15 protein-coding genes and 1 pseudogene are annotated in these 16,706 nt (G+C 58.3%); 6 read left to right on the top strand and 10 right to left on the bottom strand.

Annotation, left to right across the window (positions count from 1 at the left end; genetic code table 11):
- Nucleotides 1-11: 11 nt before the first annotated feature.
- Nucleotides 12-575, bottom strand: coding sequence for a TetR/AcrR family transcriptional regulator (locus GYM47_RS06500; RefSeq protein WP_139525647.1), 564 nt, complete (start codon nucleotides 573-575; stop codon nucleotides 12-14).
- A gap of 127 nt (nucleotides 576-702) precedes the next feature.
- Between GYM47_RS06500 and GYM47_RS06495 the strand changes: the two genes are divergently transcribed.
- The 5 genes from GYM47_RS06495 to GYM47_RS06475 all read left to right on the top strand — a co-directional run bounded on the left by GYM47_RS06495 (nucleotide 703) and on the right by GYM47_RS06475 (nucleotide 4,598).
- On the top strand, nucleotides 703-1,890 hold the full coding sequence (locus GYM47_RS06495) for an acetyl-CoA C-acyltransferase (RefSeq protein WP_139525646.1): 1,188 nt from the start codon (nucleotides 703-705) through the stop codon (nucleotides 1,888-1,890).
- Nucleotides 1,891-2,030: 140 nt separating this feature from the next.
- A complete protein-coding gene (gene arsH / locus GYM47_RS06490) occupies nucleotides 2,031-2,750 on the top strand; it encodes an arsenical resistance protein ArsH (RefSeq protein ID WP_139525645.1) in 720 nt (239 codons plus the stop codon).
- Between the two features lie 13 nt (nucleotides 2,751-2,763).
- On the top strand, nucleotides 2,764-3,837 hold the full coding sequence (gene arsB / locus GYM47_RS06485; RefSeq protein WP_139525644.1) for an ACR3 family arsenite efflux transporter: 1,074 nt from the start codon (nucleotides 2,764-2,766) through the stop codon (nucleotides 3,835-3,837).
- Between the two features lie 13 nt (nucleotides 3,838-3,850).
- Entirely contained in the window at nucleotides 3,851-4,255 is a 405-nt protein-coding gene (arsC, locus tag GYM47_RS06480; RefSeq protein ID WP_016914320.1) for an arsenate reductase (glutaredoxin), read from the top strand.
- Nucleotides 4,256-4,283: 28 nt separating this feature from the next.
- Nucleotides 4,284-4,598: a CC/Se motif family (seleno)protein gene (locus tag GYM47_RS06475; protein ID WP_139525643.1), complete on the top strand. Its 315-nt coding sequence runs from the start codon at nucleotides 4,284-4,286 to the stop codon at nucleotides 4,596-4,598.
- Here the strand turns inward: GYM47_RS06475 and GYM47_RS06470 are convergent.
- The 9 genes and pseudogenes from GYM47_RS06470 to GYM47_RS06430 form a co-directional block, all read right to left on the bottom strand.
- Nucleotides 4,563-5,714 (bottom strand): MFS transporter, encoded by a 1,152-nt coding sequence (locus GYM47_RS06470; RefSeq protein ID WP_139525642.1) that lies wholly within the window; start codon nucleotides 5,712-5,714, stop codon nucleotides 4,563-4,565. The two genes, GYM47_RS06475 and GYM47_RS06470, sit on opposite strands and share 36 nt — an antisense overlap.
- Nucleotides 5,711-6,934 (bottom strand): organoarsenical effux MFS transporter ArsJ, encoded by a 1,224-nt coding sequence (gene arsJ / locus GYM47_RS06465; protein WP_139525641.1) that lies wholly within the window; start codon nucleotides 6,932-6,934, stop codon nucleotides 5,711-5,713. The genes GYM47_RS06470 and arsJ overlap by 4 nt, the downstream gene beginning before the upstream one ends.
- A complete protein-coding gene (locus GYM47_RS06460; RefSeq protein WP_139525640.1) occupies nucleotides 6,927-7,958 on the bottom strand; it encodes an ArsJ-associated glyceraldehyde-3-phosphate dehydrogenase in 1,032 nt (343 codons plus the stop codon). The genes arsJ and GYM47_RS06460 overlap by 8 nt, the downstream gene beginning before the upstream one ends.
- A gap of 124 nt (nucleotides 7,959-8,082) precedes the next feature.
- A pseudogene (gene pstB / locus GYM47_RS06455) lies at nucleotides 8,083-8,938 on the bottom strand (phosphate ABC transporter ATP-binding protein PstB).
- The gene (gene pstA, locus GYM47_RS06450; protein ID WP_139525639.1) at nucleotides 8,920-10,278 is read right to left on the bottom strand and encodes a phosphate ABC transporter permease PstA; all 1,359 of its coding nucleotides are present in this window, start codon (nucleotides 10,276-10,278) and stop codon (nucleotides 8,920-8,922) included. Before pstA ends, pstB begins: the two are co-directional and overlap by 19 nt.
- Nucleotides 10,279-10,284: 6 nt before the next feature.
- Complete coding sequence (pstC, locus tag GYM47_RS06445; protein WP_153842448.1) at nucleotides 10,285-11,664, bottom strand: phosphate ABC transporter permease subunit PstC; 1,380 nt, start codon at nucleotides 11,662-11,664, stop codon at nucleotides 10,285-10,287.
- Nucleotides 11,665-11,766: 102 nt separating this feature from the next.
- Nucleotides 11,767-12,786 carry a substrate-binding domain-containing protein gene (locus GYM47_RS06440; RefSeq protein ID WP_139525637.1) on the bottom strand — a complete coding sequence of 340 codons (1,020 nt, stop codon included), beginning with the start codon at nucleotides 12,784-12,786 and terminating at the stop codon, nucleotides 11,767-11,769.
- 166 nt (nucleotides 12,787-12,952) lie between these two features.
- The gene (locus GYM47_RS06435; protein ID WP_139525678.1) at nucleotides 12,953-13,690 is read right to left on the bottom strand and encodes a sulfite exporter TauE/SafE family protein; all 738 of its coding nucleotides are present in this window, start codon (nucleotides 13,688-13,690) and stop codon (nucleotides 12,953-12,955) included.
- 5 nt (nucleotides 13,691-13,695) lie between these two features.
- Nucleotides 13,696-14,871 carry a multidrug effflux MFS transporter gene (locus tag GYM47_RS06430; RefSeq protein ID WP_153842447.1) on the bottom strand — a complete coding sequence of 392 codons (1,176 nt, stop codon included), beginning with the start codon at nucleotides 14,869-14,871 and terminating at the stop codon, nucleotides 13,696-13,698.
- 156 nt (nucleotides 14,872-15,027) lie between these two features.
- Between GYM47_RS06430 and GYM47_RS06425 the strand changes: the two genes are divergently transcribed.
- Complete coding sequence (locus GYM47_RS06425; protein ID WP_231125527.1) at nucleotides 15,028-16,686, top strand: methyl-accepting chemotaxis protein; 1,659 nt, start codon at nucleotides 15,028-15,030, stop codon at nucleotides 16,684-16,686.
- Nucleotides 16,687-16,706 lie beyond the last annotated feature (20 nt).

The following is a 16,706-nucleotide window of genomic DNA, read 5'->3' as shown; positions in this document are numbered from 1 at the left end:
CGCTGTTAGGCTCACCGCGATAGGATCATCGCCACCAGCTCGTCGGCAAGGTCGTCTGGCGTTCGAGGACCGTTGGGGTCATACCAACGGACAGTCCAGTTCAACGCTCCTAAGATGAAGCGGGAAACGAGAAAGCGGTCACCATGAATCAGCCCGGCCGCCAAGGCGTCATCGATCACCTCGACCCACAGAGCCTCGTAAGCATCCCGCAGATGACTCAAATGCGCGCTGGCAGCAGGGTCCAATCGCCGCCACTCGAACAGTGCGACGACATGGGCGTTACGGTCTGCAAACAGTGTTTCCAGATGAGCTCTTGCCATAGCATGTAGCCGTGCCTCTGCACCGTCGGGACAGGACTGAAGCGCAGCTTTCGCAATGGCAAGCGCATTTTGGGTACCCTCTTCGATCACCGCTGCCAGAATTTCTTGCTTATCTTTGAAGTGATGAAACAGGCTACCCGACTTAATGCCCATTTCCTGCGCCAACATGCGCACCGTGGTGCGATCAAAGCCTTCTTGGACGAATAGCTGAGCAGCTAAGCGCGTCAATTCCTTGCGGCGAGGAGATGCATTCATTACATTCATGTCATTTACACTAGCGCTTGCTTGGTTACTCAGGAGAAAACCACAGCCCCGCGAATGGGTCAACGCATCGCTAACTACTCAGCTCGATAATCACAAAAAAGCTATCAGGAGATAGGTCATGAGTCGCGCTACCGACGTCGTTTTTTTATCTGCCACCCGTACCCCGATGGGCGGCATGATGGGCAGCCTGTCTAGTATGAGTGCCCCTGAACTTGCCGCCGTTGCCATCCGCGCTGCCATCGAGCGGGCGGGCATTGAGGCCGCCGCCATTGAAGAGGGCATCCTGGGCTGCGTGCTGCCAGCGGGCGTCAAACAAGGCCCTGCGCGCCAAGCGATGCGCCAAGCAGGCATTCCCGATGCCAACGGCGCCACGACCATCAACAAGCTCTGCGGCTCTGGCATGAAAGCGGCCATGTTGGCCCATGACCTGATCAAGGCGGGCAGTGGAGAAATAGTGCTGGCGGGCGGCATGGAATCCATGTCGAATGCCCCCCATGTGCTGACCAAGGCACGCGGCGGCTATCGTCTGGGCCACGGCGAGCTGAAAGACCATATGTTCTTGGATGGTTTGGAAGACGCCGAAACGGGCAAGCTAATGGGCGTTTTTGCCCAGGAAGTAGCCACAGAACGGGGCTATACGCGCGAGCGGCTGGACGATTTCGCCATTGCCTCACTGGAGCGGGCCATGGCCGCCACCAACCATGGCGACCTGGATGCCGAGATGGCGCCCGTCACCGTGACGACCCGCCAGGGTGAAACCGTGGTAAGCCACGATGAGCAGCCCTTTCAGGCCAAACTGGACAAGATTCGCCAGCTGCGCCCAGCGTTTGCAAAAGACGGCACCATTACCGCCGCCAATGCGAGTTCGATCTCCGACGGCGCCTCGGCGCTGATTTTATCGAGTCATGAAGCAGCACAGCGTCACGGTGTCAAACCGCTGGCCAGGATGCTGGGACATGCCACCCACTCGCGTCATCCCAGCGAATTTACCATTGCGCCGGTAGGAGCCATCGAGAAGCTGATGAAAAAGCTTGGCTGGGGCGTCAATGAGGTGGACCTGTTCGAAATCAACGAAGCCTTTGCGGTCGTCACGCTGATGGCCATGGATGATTTGAGCCTGCCTCATGAAAAGGTCAACGTGTTTGGCGGCGCCTGTGCCCAGGGGCATCCCATCGGCTCTACCGGCTCACGCATCATCGCCACGCTGATTCATGCCTTGCGCCAGAAAGGGGGCAAACGCGGTATCGCCAGCTTGTGCATTGGTGGCGGTGAAGCAACCGCCGTGGCGGTCGAGCTGATCGACTGATTTACAACGCGCTTCATGGCGGTAGCGATGAAGCGCGTCTGGCCCAGGGCTGACAAGATGATCGGTGTTGCAACAAAAGATATATGAAAATTCATATATCAATGCCAAAATGAAGGACATCGTTTTTAACGGACCTTCACATGGCACACTTCGACACCTTACCCAATCTCGATCCTGCCCTGTTCAACATTCCCAGCCCGGAATCCCTGGGGTTAACGTGTAACGACCTTCCCTCGCCTAAAATACTGCTGCTGTATGGCTCGCTACGCAAACGCTCCTTCAGCCGACTGGTCGTCGAAGAAGCCGCGCGCCTGCTCGAAGCCATGGGGGCTCAAACACGTATCTATGACCCCAGCGGACTGCCTCTCCCCGATGCCGAGGATGCCAGCCATCCCAAAGTGGAAGAGCTGCGCACGCTGGCCCAGTGGGCGGAAGGCATGGTCTGGTGCTCCCCCGAACGACATGGCGCCATGACCGGCATCATGAAGGCACAGATCGACTGGATTCCTCTGGCACTGGGGGGTGTCAGGCCCACCCAAGGCAAGACACTGGCGGTCATGCAGGAGTGTGGCGGATCCCAGTCGTTCAATACGGTGAATCAGCTGCGTATTCTGGGTCGCTGGATGCGGATGCTGACCATTCCCAACCAATCCTCGGTGCCCAAGGCCTTCATGGAGTTCGATGACGACGACCGCATGAAACCCTCCCCTTTCTATGACCGCATCGTGGACGTCATGGAAGAGCTGATGAAATTCACGCTGCTGACCCGAGAGCGCAGCGACCTGCTGACCGACCGCTATTCCGAGCGTAAGGAGAGTGCCGAAGAGCTCTCCCGACGGGTCAACCAGCGCGCCATTTGAACGAGGAGTGAACATGACACAGCCACAGCCAGCCACCCCCAGCAGCGCCGACATGGGACTTTTCGAGCGCTATTTGTCGCTCTGGGTGGCCATTGCCATCATGGTCGGTATCGCCGTGGGTCAATGGGCGCCCCAGGTACCGGAAACCCTGGCGCGCTTTGAATATGCTCAGGTGTCGCTGCCCATCGCCGTGCTGATCTGGGCGATGATTTTCCCGATGATGGCCCAAATCGACTTCAGCGCGGTCGCCGGTGTGCGCCGTCAGCCCAAGGGGCTGACCATCACCACCACCGTCAACTGGCTGATCAAGCCATTCACCATGTTCGCGCTGGCCTGGCTCTTCTTCATGGTGATTTTCCGCCCGTTCATCCCTGAAGCGCTGGCCAACCAGTATCTGGCCGGGGCGATTCTGCTGGGGGCCGCCCCCTGCACGGCCATGGTGTTCGTATGGAGCTACCTGACACGGGGCGACGCGGCTTACACCCTGGTACAGGTAGCGCTGAATGATCTGATCATGCTGTTTGCCTTTGCCCCCATCGTGGTTCTGCTGTTGGGCATCTCGAACATCCAGGTCCCGTGGAACACGGTGCTGCTCTCGGTCGTGCTCTACATCGTCATTCCCCTGGCCGCTGGCTATGTCACTCGCAAAGCGCTGATGGCCAGAAAAGGCGCCGAATGGTACGACAAGGTGTTCATGAAACGCCTGGCCCCGGTCACCCCCATGGGCCTGATCGTCACGCTGGTCTTACTGTTTGCTTTTCAAGGCGATGTCATCCTGAGCAATCCGCTGCATATCGTGCTGATTGCCGTTCCGCTGATCATTCAGACCTTTCTTATTTTCTTCATCGCCTATGGTTGGGCCAAGGCGTGGCGCGTACCGCATAATATCGCCGCGCCGGGGGCGATGATTGGTGCCAGCAATTTTTTTGAACTCGCCGTGGCCGCCGCCATCGCGCTGTTTGGCCTGCAGTCTGGAGCAGCCCTGGTCACGGTGGTCGGCGTGCTGGTAGAAGTCCCGCTCATGCTGGCCCTGGTGCGTATCGCCAATAAGACGCGCGCGCATTTTCCTGCAGCCCAACCCTCCTGATGAGGACCCCGCCATGATCGTGATCTATCACAACCCTGCGTGTGGCACGTCGCGCAATACGCTGGCCATGATCGAAGCATCGGGAGAAATACCGCAGGTGATCCACTACCTGGAAACGCCGCCCAGCCGAGAGCGGCTGTTGGCACTGCTGGCCATGATGCAGCTGCCCCCCAGGGCGCTCTTGCGCCAGAAAGGGACGCCTTATGATGAACTGCAGCTCGACGACCCAACGTTGAGCGATGACCAGCTCATCGACGCCATGATGGCTCACCCGCTGCTCATCAACCGGCCCATCGTCAGTACGCCCAAGGGCACGCGATTATGCCGCCCATCCGAGCAGGTATTGGCGCTCCTGGACCACCCTGTTGCACAATTTACCAAGGAAGACGGAGAGACCGTCTACTATCCCCCCACCTAACGGCCCGGCATGGGCAGCCAGGAGCGTCATGCGTCAAGTCATCGAGATGGAGCACCCTGCCGTGGCATTCATCCAGCAGCATGGAGGCGTGGTGACGGTACGCCGTTCACCACGTCATGGCTGCTGTGGCGGGACGGCACATATCGCCGTGGCAGAGCTGGGCGCGCCAAGCGATACATCGGCCTTCGAATATCATCAGTTGCCAGAGGCCGGCCTCTGGATAGAGCCGTCCCTTGCCTGGCAAGACCTGCGATTACGGGTGGAAGGATGGTGGAAATTCAGGCGGCTGTTCCTGGATGACGCCCCGTTAACGCCGAGGAGCCGGGATACTCAACAGCGCTAGCGTGGCTGCCAGCATGAGCAGCGACGTCAGCCATAACGCGGCTGCGCCCCACTGGTCGATCAGCAGCCCAAACAGCAGCGGCGCCAGAGCCTGCAAGGCCCGAGCGGGCATCATGATGAGCCCCTGCCTGCGCCCAAACCCCTGCGGGCCAAACAGTGCCAGGGGCAGCGTCCCCGAGGCAATCGTCATCATGCCGTTACCCGCCCCATGCAGCAACGCAAACCCGGCGGCCGGCATGCCGAAAAACGTCAGCAACCCGGCGCCCACGGGATGCAGCGTGGTAGCTATCCTGCCTGCGAACAAGGGGTGAAACCGGCGCAGCAAAACGAACTCCCCCATGCGCGCCGCTACTTGCGCAGGCCCCACCAGAGCAGCCGCTGCAATCGCCACCGACAGAGAAACGCCACTCTCCTGCAGCAGCCTGGGAAGGTGGGCGGCCATGGCCGTGGAGACGAACCAGCCCGCCGCGAACACGTACGCCAGCAGCAGCAGGGTAAAACGCGGGCGTTCAGGCGCCCCAGACGCAGGGCTCGACGCGCTGGAGAGCGCTCGCTCGGCCTTGGGCAAGCGAGCGTTCAAGGGCATTCCCAACACGACATGGGCCAGCGCCCAGCTGGCGCAGGCAGCACGCCAGCCCCACTCGCTCTCGATGAAGGCAGTGATGGGCCAGCCAAGAGTACTGGCAAATCCTGCCACCAGGGTCACGCCGGTAATCGATGCCCTGGCGTGACTCCCCAGCAGCCGCCCCAGCGTAGCAAAGGCCGCATCGTAAAGACCCAGCGCCATGCCCACGCCCATCAGCAACCATGCCAGCACCAGTGTCACCGCCCCTTGCGCCAACGCCAGTGCCAACAAGCCCACCGCCATGATGGCGTTCGAGGCCATCAGCACACCGCGCCCGCCCTGGCGATCGATCAGACGCCCGACGCTGGGTCCCAACATGGCGACCAGCAGCAACGCAGCCGAGAAGGCGCCAAATACCCAGCGAGTGGACAGCCCCAATTCCAGCGCCATGGGCCCCGCCAGAATGGCGGGCAGATAGTAGCTGGATGCCCAGGCAAGGGTCTGGGCACTCCCCAGGGTGAGCGTCAGACCAGCGCCAGGCGAACGAATCACGCCACCTGCCGGGGCAGCGCCAGTGCCATGAGTGCGCTGGCAGCCACCAGCGCCGCCGCCACCCACAGGCACGCACTCAAACCATAGGCCATGTAGAGCCAGCCCGAGAGCAGCGTGCCGACCAGGCGGCCCATGGCGTTGGCCATGTAATAGAAGCCTACGTCCATGGACACGCCATCGGCACGGGCGTAGTGGACGATCAGATAGCTGTGCCAGCTGGAGTTGACGGCAAACAGCACGCCAAAGGCCAGCAGCCCCACCACCAACCACCCCACTTGAACCAGAGGCAACAGTGCCATCAGAATGGCGAGCACGGCAAGCGCGGCTGCCCAGCCAGCCGTGAGCATACGAGCATCTCCATGGAACAGTGCGGTGAGCCTGGGCGCCTGGGTCTGCACGCCGCCGTAACCAATGATCCAGGCGGCCAACAGCCCTCCCACGGTCCAGTGGCTCCAGCCATGTTGATCATAGAGGAATACTGGCAAGGCCACGACAAACCACACGTCTCGAGAGGCAAACAAGCAGAAGCGCGCCGCCGAAAGCACATTGATGGCGCGGGACTTGGAGAAAATCTCGGAAAACTTTGGCTTGACCTTCTGTTTGCCGAGATCAGCCTTCAACCGCCACAGCGACAGCCCCAGCACGGCACCCAGCATCAGCGCCATGGCCACCACCGCGCCGCGAAAGCCGATCAGCGTCAGCAGCACGCCGCCCACAAAAAAGCCCAGCCCTTTCAGGGCATTTTTGGAACCGGTCAACATCGCTACCCAGCGGTACAGAGCGCTGTTGGCATTGGCACTATCTGCAGGCACCAGCACTTTCACCGCACTTTTGGCGCTCATCTTGTTCAAGTCTTTGGCAATACCCGACAGCGCCTGGGCCGTCATGACCCAAACGACGGTGAGCATCCCGGCAGGCACCATGAGCATGGCAAGCGCCACGATCTGCAGCCCCAGCCCCACGTTCATGGTGCGGTTGAGCCCCAACCGCGCGCCCAACCAGCCACCCACCAGATTGGTCACCACGCCAAACGCTTCGTAGAACAGAAACAGCATGGCGATTTGCAGCGGCGAGTAACCCAACTGGTGGAAGTACATCACCACCAGCATCCGCAGGGCCCCATCGGTGATGGTAAACGCCCAGTAGTTGCCCGTAATCAACATGTACTGGCGCACGTCGAAAGGCAGTGCGCCGATGCGTGCCCTGAGCGACTCAGCCACGGCGCGCCTGCTCCTTGCCCACCATCCAGGCAAGCTCAGCGGTGCGGTTGGCATAGCCCCACTCGTTGTCGTACCAGGCGTAGAGCTTCAACTGCGTACCATTCACCACCATGGTCGAGAGTGCATCGATGATCGAGCTGCGTGGGTCGGTGCGATAGTCGATGGACACCAGCGGCCGCTCCTCGTAACCCAGAATCCCCTTCAAGGGCCCCTCTGCGGCCATCTTGAGCGCCTGATTGACCTCCTCGACGGTTACCTCGCGCTCGAGCTCGAATACCATATCGGTCAACGAGGCATTGGCCAGCGGCACGCGAATCGCATGGCCGTTCAGCTTGCCGGTCAGCTCAGGGAAGATGGCCGTGATTGCCTTGGCCGAACCGGTGGTGGTGGGAATCAGGCTCATGCCGCAGGCGCGCGCCCGGCGTAGGTCCTTGTGCGGTGCGTCCAGAATCGTCTGGGTATTGGTAATGTCGTGAACCGTGGTCATGGAACCATGACGGATGCCGAACGTCTCTAGAATGACCTTGACCACGGGGGCCAGACAGTTGGTGGTGCAGCTGGCCGCGGTGACGATGCGGTGCGTAGCGGGTTCGAACAGATGATCGTTGACACCCACCACCACGTTGAGCACGCCCTCCTCCTTGACCGGCGCACTCACCACCACACGATCGACCCCCTGATCCAGGTAGGCCTGCAGCTTCTCCGTGGTTTTCATTTTGCCGGAGCATTCGATCACCACATCGCACCCGGACCAATCACCTTCGGCAATCGTCTTGTGGGCGCTAAAGGCGATAGTACGGCCATCGATGGTGATCGCCTCTGGGGCGGCGTCGATGCCCTGCCCCGGCGCCCACTGACCATGTACCGAGTCAAACTCCAGCAAATGGGCAAACGTCGCCGCATCGCCGCCGGGGTCGTTGATGCGCACCAACGTTACCTCGTCGGCAGCGGCTCGCGCCCACAGACTGCGTAGTGCCAAACGACCAATACGGCCAAATCCGTTGATACCAATGCGTAGTGACATGCTGAACCTCCAGAGCAAAGCGAGCTAGATATATGAAAAATCATATATTAAAGATCAAAAAAAAGCAGTGTTCTATCGCGCAGGCGACAAGCCGCCTGCGCGATAGGGAGTGAGCGGCGCTACATCATCCGAAGCGCCCCGTGATGTAGTCGTGGGTACGCTGGTCTTGCGGATTAGTGAAGATTTCGTCGGTGCTATCGACCTCCACCAGGTCACCCATGTGGAAGAACGCCGTGCGATCCGCCACGCGTGCCGCCTGCTGCATGTTGTGCGTCACCATGACGATGGTGTAGCTCTCGCTGAGTTCATCGATCAGTTGCTCGACCTTGGCCGTCGCGATGGGGTCCAGGGCCGAACAGGGTTCGTCCATCAAAATGACGTCCGGGCTAACGGCCACGGTACGGGCAATGCACAGGCGCTGTTGTTGCCCCCCCGATAACCCCGTCCCCGGCTGATCCAGGCGATCTTTCACTTCGTCCCAGAGGCCTGCACGGCGTAAGCTACTTTCGACGATGTCATCCAACTCCGCCTTGCGTTTTGCCAGCCCGTGCAAACGCGGACCATAGGCGATGTTCTCATAAATCGACTTGGGGAACGGGTTAGGCTTTTGAAACACGATACCGACTTGAGCGCGTAGCAACACGACATCGCGATCCGGCGCATAGATGTCCTTGTCATCCAGGGTGATCTTGCCCTCCACCCGACAGATGTCGATGGTATCGTTCATACGGTTCAAACAGCGCAGAAAGGTAGACTTACCGCAGCCAGAAGGCCCGATGAACGCCAACACTTCGTTTTCGTACACGTCCAAGTCGATGCCGTTGATCGCTTGGCTGGCACCGTAAAAGACCTTGACGTTCTGGGCGCTCATCTTGACCGTGTCAGTGGCTTTACTGGTGCGGCTCTCGCCAGCGCCCACGCTCACCATAGGGGATGTCTTTGGCTCTGTTGAAGTATTCACTTACCACCTCGTCTCGAATTTTTTACGCAGCCAGATTGCCAGTGCATTCAGGCTCAGCATCAACCCCAGCAGTACAATGATGGCCGCTGACGTACGCGCTTCGAAGAAATTACGTAGCTCGTTACCCTGCCATAGATAGATTTGCACGGGTAGCGCAGCAGACTGGTCCAACGGCGTAGCAGGCACGTTGGATACGAATGCATTCATGCCGATCAATAGCAGCGGCGCCGTCTCACCCAGCGCCTGGGCAACGCCCAGAATGGAACCCGTTAGAATACCGGGCAGCGCCAAAGGCAGCACATGATGGAAAACGGTCTGCACTCTCGACGCTCCAATTCCCAAGGCCGCCTGGCGTATGGAGGGAGGAATAGAGCGCAGCGACGCCCGAGTCGCGATAATGATGGTAGGCAAGGTCATCAGCGTCAGCACAAGGCCACCCACCAGCGGGGCTGATAGCGGCAAGCCCAGATAGCCAATGAAGATGGAGGCCCCCAGCAAGCCAAACACGATGGAGGGCACTGCCGCCAAGTTATTGATATTGATCTCGACGAGATCGGTCAGCCGGTTCTTAGGGGCGAACTCTTCGAGGTAGATGGCGCTAGCCACACCAATTGGTACCGATAGCACGATCACGATCAGCATCATGAACAGCGACCCCATAAACGCGCCTGCCAGGCCTGCCGACGCAGGCGAGCTGCGCGAGTCCGTATTGAGGAACAACGAGGTGCTGAAAGAGTTACGAATGACATTTTCATCGTAAAGACGATCCGCCCACTCGCGCGTTTGAGCGCTTAGCTGCTGGCGTGAATCCGGCAGGGAGCGGTCGATATTGCCTTTTATCCAGACATCGACATCCGCAGCGGCCAGCATTTTAACTTCGACGGTCTGACCCAATAGGGAAGGATTCTCGACGAACTGATCGCGCAGGGAAAAACGCTCATCCGACGCGACTAATGCACGTAAGTCGCGCAGTTGGCGTGGCTCGACCTCGACACCTAACGCCTCTTCCATGGCGCGGTCGATCAGCGACTGCCAATTTACCATTCCCGCTTGAATCAACCACTGTGTGTAGCGCTCATCGAAGGCCGCCTGGCTTTCACCACTGGCACGCTCGGGCTTCTCGTCAAGTTGAATCACTTCAGGATCGAAGTAAATTTCTGGATACAGAGTTGACTGCCAGAATGCCGGCACACCGCGCATCAAAATACTGATGAACAGAATGGTGACAAGCGTGAGGCCAATCACTACCGCGGCCAAACCCGCAAAGCGGAAACGCTTTTCTTGACGATGACGTCTTGCCAGCGAATTTTCGATCGTTGTCAGACGGTGCTGACGGCGCTGCTCAATCGTAATAGACATGGTCGCTTACTCGTATTGCTGGCGGTATTTACGCACCACAACCAGTGCGATGACATTCAGGCCAAGGGTAATGACGAACAGCGTCAGCCCCAGAGCAAAAGCCACCAGCGACTGCGGGCTGGCAAAGTCCATATCCCCTGTCAGCTGGTTGACAATGGTCACCGTAATGGTCGACACCGCTTCGAACGGATTGCCGTGAAGCACCGGATTATTACCAGCCGCCAATACCACGATCATGGTTTCACCAATGGCGCGGCTGGCGGCCAACAAAAACGCACCGACGATACCTGGAAGCGCAGCAGGCAACACGACTTGGCGAATCGTTTCGGACTTCGTTGCACCCAACCCTAGCGCACCATCGCGCAACGACTTAGGCACTTGGGTAATGATGTCGTCTGACAAGGACGAGACGAATGGAATGATCATGATGCCCATCACCAAACCCGCCGTTAGTGCACTGGTGGTGCGAATGTTGATACCCACCACATCCCCAAGGCTAGACAAAAACGGACCGATGACGATCAACGCGAAAAAACCGTAAACGATCGTGGGAATACCCGCCAGCACTTCGATGATCGGCTTGGCCACACTACGCAGCCAAGGGGGAGCGTACTCGGCCATGTAAATCGCCGTCATCAGACCCACAGGAATGGCCACCAACAAAGCAATGATACTCACCATCATGGTGCCCCATAGCAGAGGCAGTAAACCAAATTCGCCTTGCGCATCGGTACCCGAGGTACTGAAGCGAGGATTCCAGGTCGTTCCAAAGAAGAACTCTGCTGGACTGATGAAGCTAAAGAACTTCAGCGCTTCGCCCAGCATCGACAGCACGATGCCCACGGTGGTGAAAATCGCAATGGCCGAGCAAGAAGCCAGCGCAATAGAGATCACTTTTTCGACATGGTTACGTGCACGCCATTGGGGAGAAACGCGACGGCGAGCAAGCACCAGCCCCACCACCGCCACAACGGCCAACAGTGCGATCAGGGTCGTGTTCTGAAAGGTCTGCAAGCGAGCCATGTGAGCGGCCGCCGCTAATTCTTCGGGGCTTCCGCCACCCGCCACATTTCGCTCGTTGGCTAGCGCAGTAATGCGCCGTAACAAGGTAGCCATTTCACGTTCGTTCATACCCGCCACTAGCTCGGGGGGCAGTTGTTGAACGACCAGCATATCCATCAATTGTGGCGCCAGCAGCGACCACAATATAAACAGTGCAAGCGCTGGCAACCCGCACCAAAGGGCCACCAACGCTCCATAATAACCGGGGCGCGAATGCATCCGCACATCGTGCTCTGCCGCAACCGCGCGACTACGTGTTAACCCTAAGTGGTAAGCCAAGGCCATTATCACGAGTAGCGTGGCTATCAAGGCAATGTTACTCATTCTCTCTCCGCCCATGATTTCCTACGTTCAAGCGCCAGCATCATTTTCATGATGCTGGCGCGATACCTACCTACACATCGCTGTCAAGCGACAAGGGCAGTCTTACTCTTCTACGCTTACCACGGTACGGGCTTGGAACTCAGCCAGTGCTTCAGCACGCTCTTCTTCGCTCATCGGGATCAGACCAGCGTCTTCCAGCGGGCTGCCATAGCCAGAGATCATGTCGTTCAGGAAGAACTCGGTGTACTCGGCCAGACCAGGAATCACGTCCAGGTGCTCGCCCTTCACGTAGAAGAACAGCGGACGAGAAACGGGGTATTCGCCAGAACCGATGGTTTCCAGGCTGGGCGTTACGCCATCCACAGTAGCCACTTGCAGGCGGTCACGGTTCTGGTCGTAGAAGCTCAGACCGAAGACGCCAACGGCATCTGCCTGGGCATCCAGACGAGCCAGCGTTTCGGTGTAGTCACCCGCGATCTCGACGATACGGCCATCGCCACGCAGTGAGTTACAGGCATCGCCTTCTACGTTGGCATCGCTTTCACAGCCAGCGTGGATGACTTTCTCTTCGAATACTTCACGGGTGCCGTGGTTGGAAGCCGGAATCACCAGCACGATTTCCTGATCGGGTAGGCTGCTGTCGATTTCGTTCCAGCGGGTGTAGGGATTGTCGACCAGCTGACCATCTTGTGTGACTTGTGCGGCAGCGGCTTTGAACACGTGCTCAGGCGTTAACGCGAACTCTCCACGGTCGATACGAGAAGCAAACACGATACCATCGTAGCCGAACATCACTTCGAGAATTTCGTTGACGCCATTTTCGTTACAGCTGGCCACTTCGCCGCTGCGAATGGCGCGAGAAGCGTTGGCGATGTCAATGGTGTTTTCGCCAACGCCCTGGCAGAACTGACGCAAACCGCCACCGGAGCCGCCAGAACCGACGACCGGCGTGTTGAACTGGGGATAGGTGTTACCAAACTCTTCGGCAACGATACTGGCAAACGGAAGTACAGTGGAAGAACCGGCAATCTGCACCGTGTCACGAGCTACGGCGGCAGTCGATACGCCGGTAGCGAGTGCGGCAGCAACAACAACACCAAGTGTCTTTTTCGTTACTTTCATCGTCATGTCCCCTCTGGTTTCATGCCCGGGCTGCTTGAATTAACCCGTTCGGCAATGTTGGCGATTGGCCTTTCACACCGAGGAGTTTGCACAGTGACGATTGCAGAAATATGACAGTGGTAATTTTTTTAGCAAGGAATGTTAACGAAGCGTTGGCCCAAGGACTTCAAAGCAGCAGCCCCAGTGCTGCTAGCGTGCATAGTGCCAATGAACAGCGCTGCAGCAGCACTTTATCCAGCCGGTGGGCCACTGCATCGGCCAACGCATTGCCGACCAATACGGCAGGCAAAAACGTCAGTGCCAGCTTGAAATGCCATGCGCTGAGCTGCCCCGCCAGCGCCAGCGTCGCCAGAGTCAACAGCGAGGTGATGACGAAAAAGGCCGCCAAATTACCGCGCATTCGATCGGGCGAAAAGCCGTGCATCAATAGCACGATGGGCGGCCCACCAATCGCCGCCACGGTGCCGAAGATGCCCGACAGCACACCGGCCACGAACAGCGTGACGCGATTCACCGGCACATGAAAACGGCACAGCGTGACACCGACCGCAAACAGCACGATGGCGGCAATCAGCGTTTCCAGCACGGCCATGGGCGCCGCCAGCAGCAGCCAGATGCCCAGCCCATTACCCGGCAGCCGCCCCACCAGTGCCACGCCGATCTCGCTCAGATGCACTTCGTGCCAATAGCGACGTACCATCATTAGCGATACCGTAAAACCAAACAGCACCAGTACGACAGGCACCAACCGAGGCTCCAGCATCAGCAGCAGCGGCGCCCCAACGACGGCAAGGCCAAACCCCGTCGCACGCTGTACGAAGGCACCTAGTAGCAGCACCCCGGCACAGGCAAGCCACCTATCCAGTGAAAGTCCTAGCGAGAGCTCCAACCCTTCCAATACCATCACGCTCAAGACACCCGAGTAAGCTTTCTCACCCCAATATTCCCAAGCAGCGCCGCCCCTAACATGGTTAGCACCATTGGCCAAAGATGCTCGACCTGGAAGAGTCCCACGAGTACACCCGCCAACGCGCCACAGCTAAACTGGATGCCCCCCAGTAGTGCCGTGGCCGTGGCGCTGATATGACCGAAATGATCCAGCAGCGACGAAATGGCATTGGGTGTAATCAGTCCAATCATCCCAGTGAAGAGCATTACCAACACCACCACGACAGGTAATGAAGCCAGGCCAAGCGCCGTCGTGACGACTAACGCCAACGCCGCGAATAGCTGTACCGCCAAACCAAACCGCAGGTTCTGCTGCGGCGTCCGCTTACGCAGAAGATGAATATTCAGCCGATTAGAGAGAGCAATGATGACCACATTGACACCAAACACCAGCGGGTAAATTCCCGGAGAGAGGGAGAAGTAGTCTAAGTAGAGAAACGGTGATGCCGTCACGAAAGCGAACAGGCCTGCAAAAGAGGCGGCCACCGCACAAATGTAGCCCATTCCCTCTCGGTGACGCATCACGCTGGCGTAGTTGCCCAACACCTGACGTGGGGTGGCGGCGGGCCAACTGGGGTCACGGGTTTCGGGCAATCGCGTGCCCAACAGCCATAATAAGAACCCAGCATAGACCGCTAGAAAGACGAAGATCAGCCACCAGCCTGCAATATGCAGCAGCAGACTCCCAACCGCCGGAGCCACCAGCGGGGCCAGCATCATGATCATGGCCATGGTAGACATGACCTTGGCAGCCTCACGCCCGCTGAAGCAGTCACGCACAATGGCTGCCGAATTCACCACGCAAGCCCCGCCTCCCAGTGCTTGTACGAATCGCCATATCAACAGTGAGGTCAAACTATCAGCAGTGGTGATCATCAAGCTGGACAGCATAAAGACAACCAGCCCACTCAGCAGGACGGGTTTGCGTCCTATACGATCCGACAAAGGCCCAAAACAGAGCTGCCCCAGCGCAAAGCCGAACAAGAACATGCTAATGGAAAGCTCGGTATGGTGAATGCTGGCATCGATACTCTCCGCCAACACGCCCATGGCTGGCAGATAAGCATCTATCGCAAAAGGGGCCAATGCCGTATTCGCCGCCACCAAAAGCGCCACGCGACGCGGATTGAGTTCCATACATCTCCTCACAGCTACGCTGGTCGACCGCCTGGCGGCCATTTAGATAGGACGCTAATCATACACTCAACCCCAGGATCTCGCACCGTTCACTCAGAACTGAAACATTTGCCTATTAAGCTGGCTTCATGAGTCGAATGAGGAATACCTGGGGGCATGATGACACTCACAAAACTTGAAAACATTTCGTTACGCCAGCTAAGCCTATCGGCACTGCTCTTGATGGCGGGCTGCCTGCTGATGTTTGCCGCGCTAGCATGGCACATCATGCAGCAGAGCCAGCGTGATCTGGCCGCTTTGGAGCTGGTCAACGTGCAGCAAGCGTCTTCGCTGAATCGACTACACATCGCCAGTTTAGAAGGACTCAATCGCATGGATCGCGCTTTAGAGCGACAACTGCGCCCCTCGCTCGGTGATCCTATTGCAGCGCTTGAAGCGGTCGAGTACGAGTTGAACGAAATGTCACAGGCACTTGATAGCTTTCTGCAAGCCACACAGAACAGCCCGTATTCAGCGCTACGCGATGCCATCGATGATAGAGCCCATCAACTGCTGGCTAGCATGGATGCGCAGCACGATGCCATCACCTCCGGTGACCGCAGTGGCTATCGACAAATCACGCTGGAAGCCATGGCGCACAGCGAGGCGCTAGCCAGTCATGCACGCGCATTTTATCAGGTCGCCGATCAGCAAGGCGTCAGTCTGATGCAAAAGGCCGAGCAGCGTGGTGGCATGGTCGCCGTTGGCTTGGCCCTGGGTATGGCGATCTCACTCGCACTCATGGGATCGCTGATATGGCTTGGGCATTACCAGTTGCTTCAGCCCATTCGCCACTTGATCGTCCACTTCCGTCATATGGCCGACGGGGATTTGAGCAAGGCGGTTCCCGCTCGAGGTAACAATGAAATCGGCCAGCTCTATGCTGCCTTGGGCGTCATGCAAACCTCTCTCATTGGCACCGTCACCCAGCTACATGACAACAGTCAGCACGTCTTCCAAAGCGCTCAGCGTTTGGCATTGGGTAATGAGGACCTCGCCACACGCACTCATCAGCAAACCACCTCGTTGGACAGCACGGCAACCAACGTCCATACGTTAACCGATAGTGTGGCGCATACCGCTGAACATGCTCTCCAGGCTAAAGAGTTAACCGAACATGCGACGGCGCAGGCACAGCGGAGCCACCAGACCATGGAAGCCTTTCTGTCGACCATGGGAGAGATCGACACCCACGCCAAGCAGGTCAACGACATCGTCAATGTCATCAATAGCATTTCGTTCCAAACGAACCTGCTCGCTCTCAACGCCTCGGTAGAAGCCGCGCGAGCGGGTGAGCAGGGCCGCGGCTTTGCCGTCGTGGCTGCAGAAGTACGCTCACTGGCCACCCGCAGCGCGGAAGCCGCGACCCAAATTCGTCACTTATTGGCATCTTCCAATGCGAGTATCGAGCGGGGTAATCAGCTATCCCGCGATGCCAGTCAACAGTTCGAAGAGATGGTGGGCTCGATCTCCTCGACCCGCCGAGTAATCACCGACATCGCCGATGCTGCCCACCTGCAACACCAGCACATCGAAGAGATCAACAAAACATTACAGGAACAAACCCATGTGACACAGGCGAATGCTCGGCAGGTCGATGCCACCGCACAAGACGCCATGTCGCTGGAGTCGGCCGCCGAAGGGATGCGCGAGAAAGCGGCCCAATTCAAGGTAAACCAACAGTGCCGGGCATCTGATTACCAGTGGCGCGCCGCAGATTCTTCGCCAACGTTACCGATCAACCATACTCAACGTGAGTCAGCCTTGTTAGAGTAACCTTGACTCAAACAAGGAGC

Origin of the sequence: Vreelandella piezotolerans (assembly GCF_012427705.1) — a bacterium.
Classification (GTDB): domain Bacteria; phylum Pseudomonadota; class Gammaproteobacteria; order Pseudomonadales; family Halomonadaceae; genus Vreelandella; species Vreelandella piezotolerans.
The sequence above is the reverse complement of the archived record's forward strand: the minus strand, read 5'-3'. Positions and strand labels throughout refer to the sequence as shown.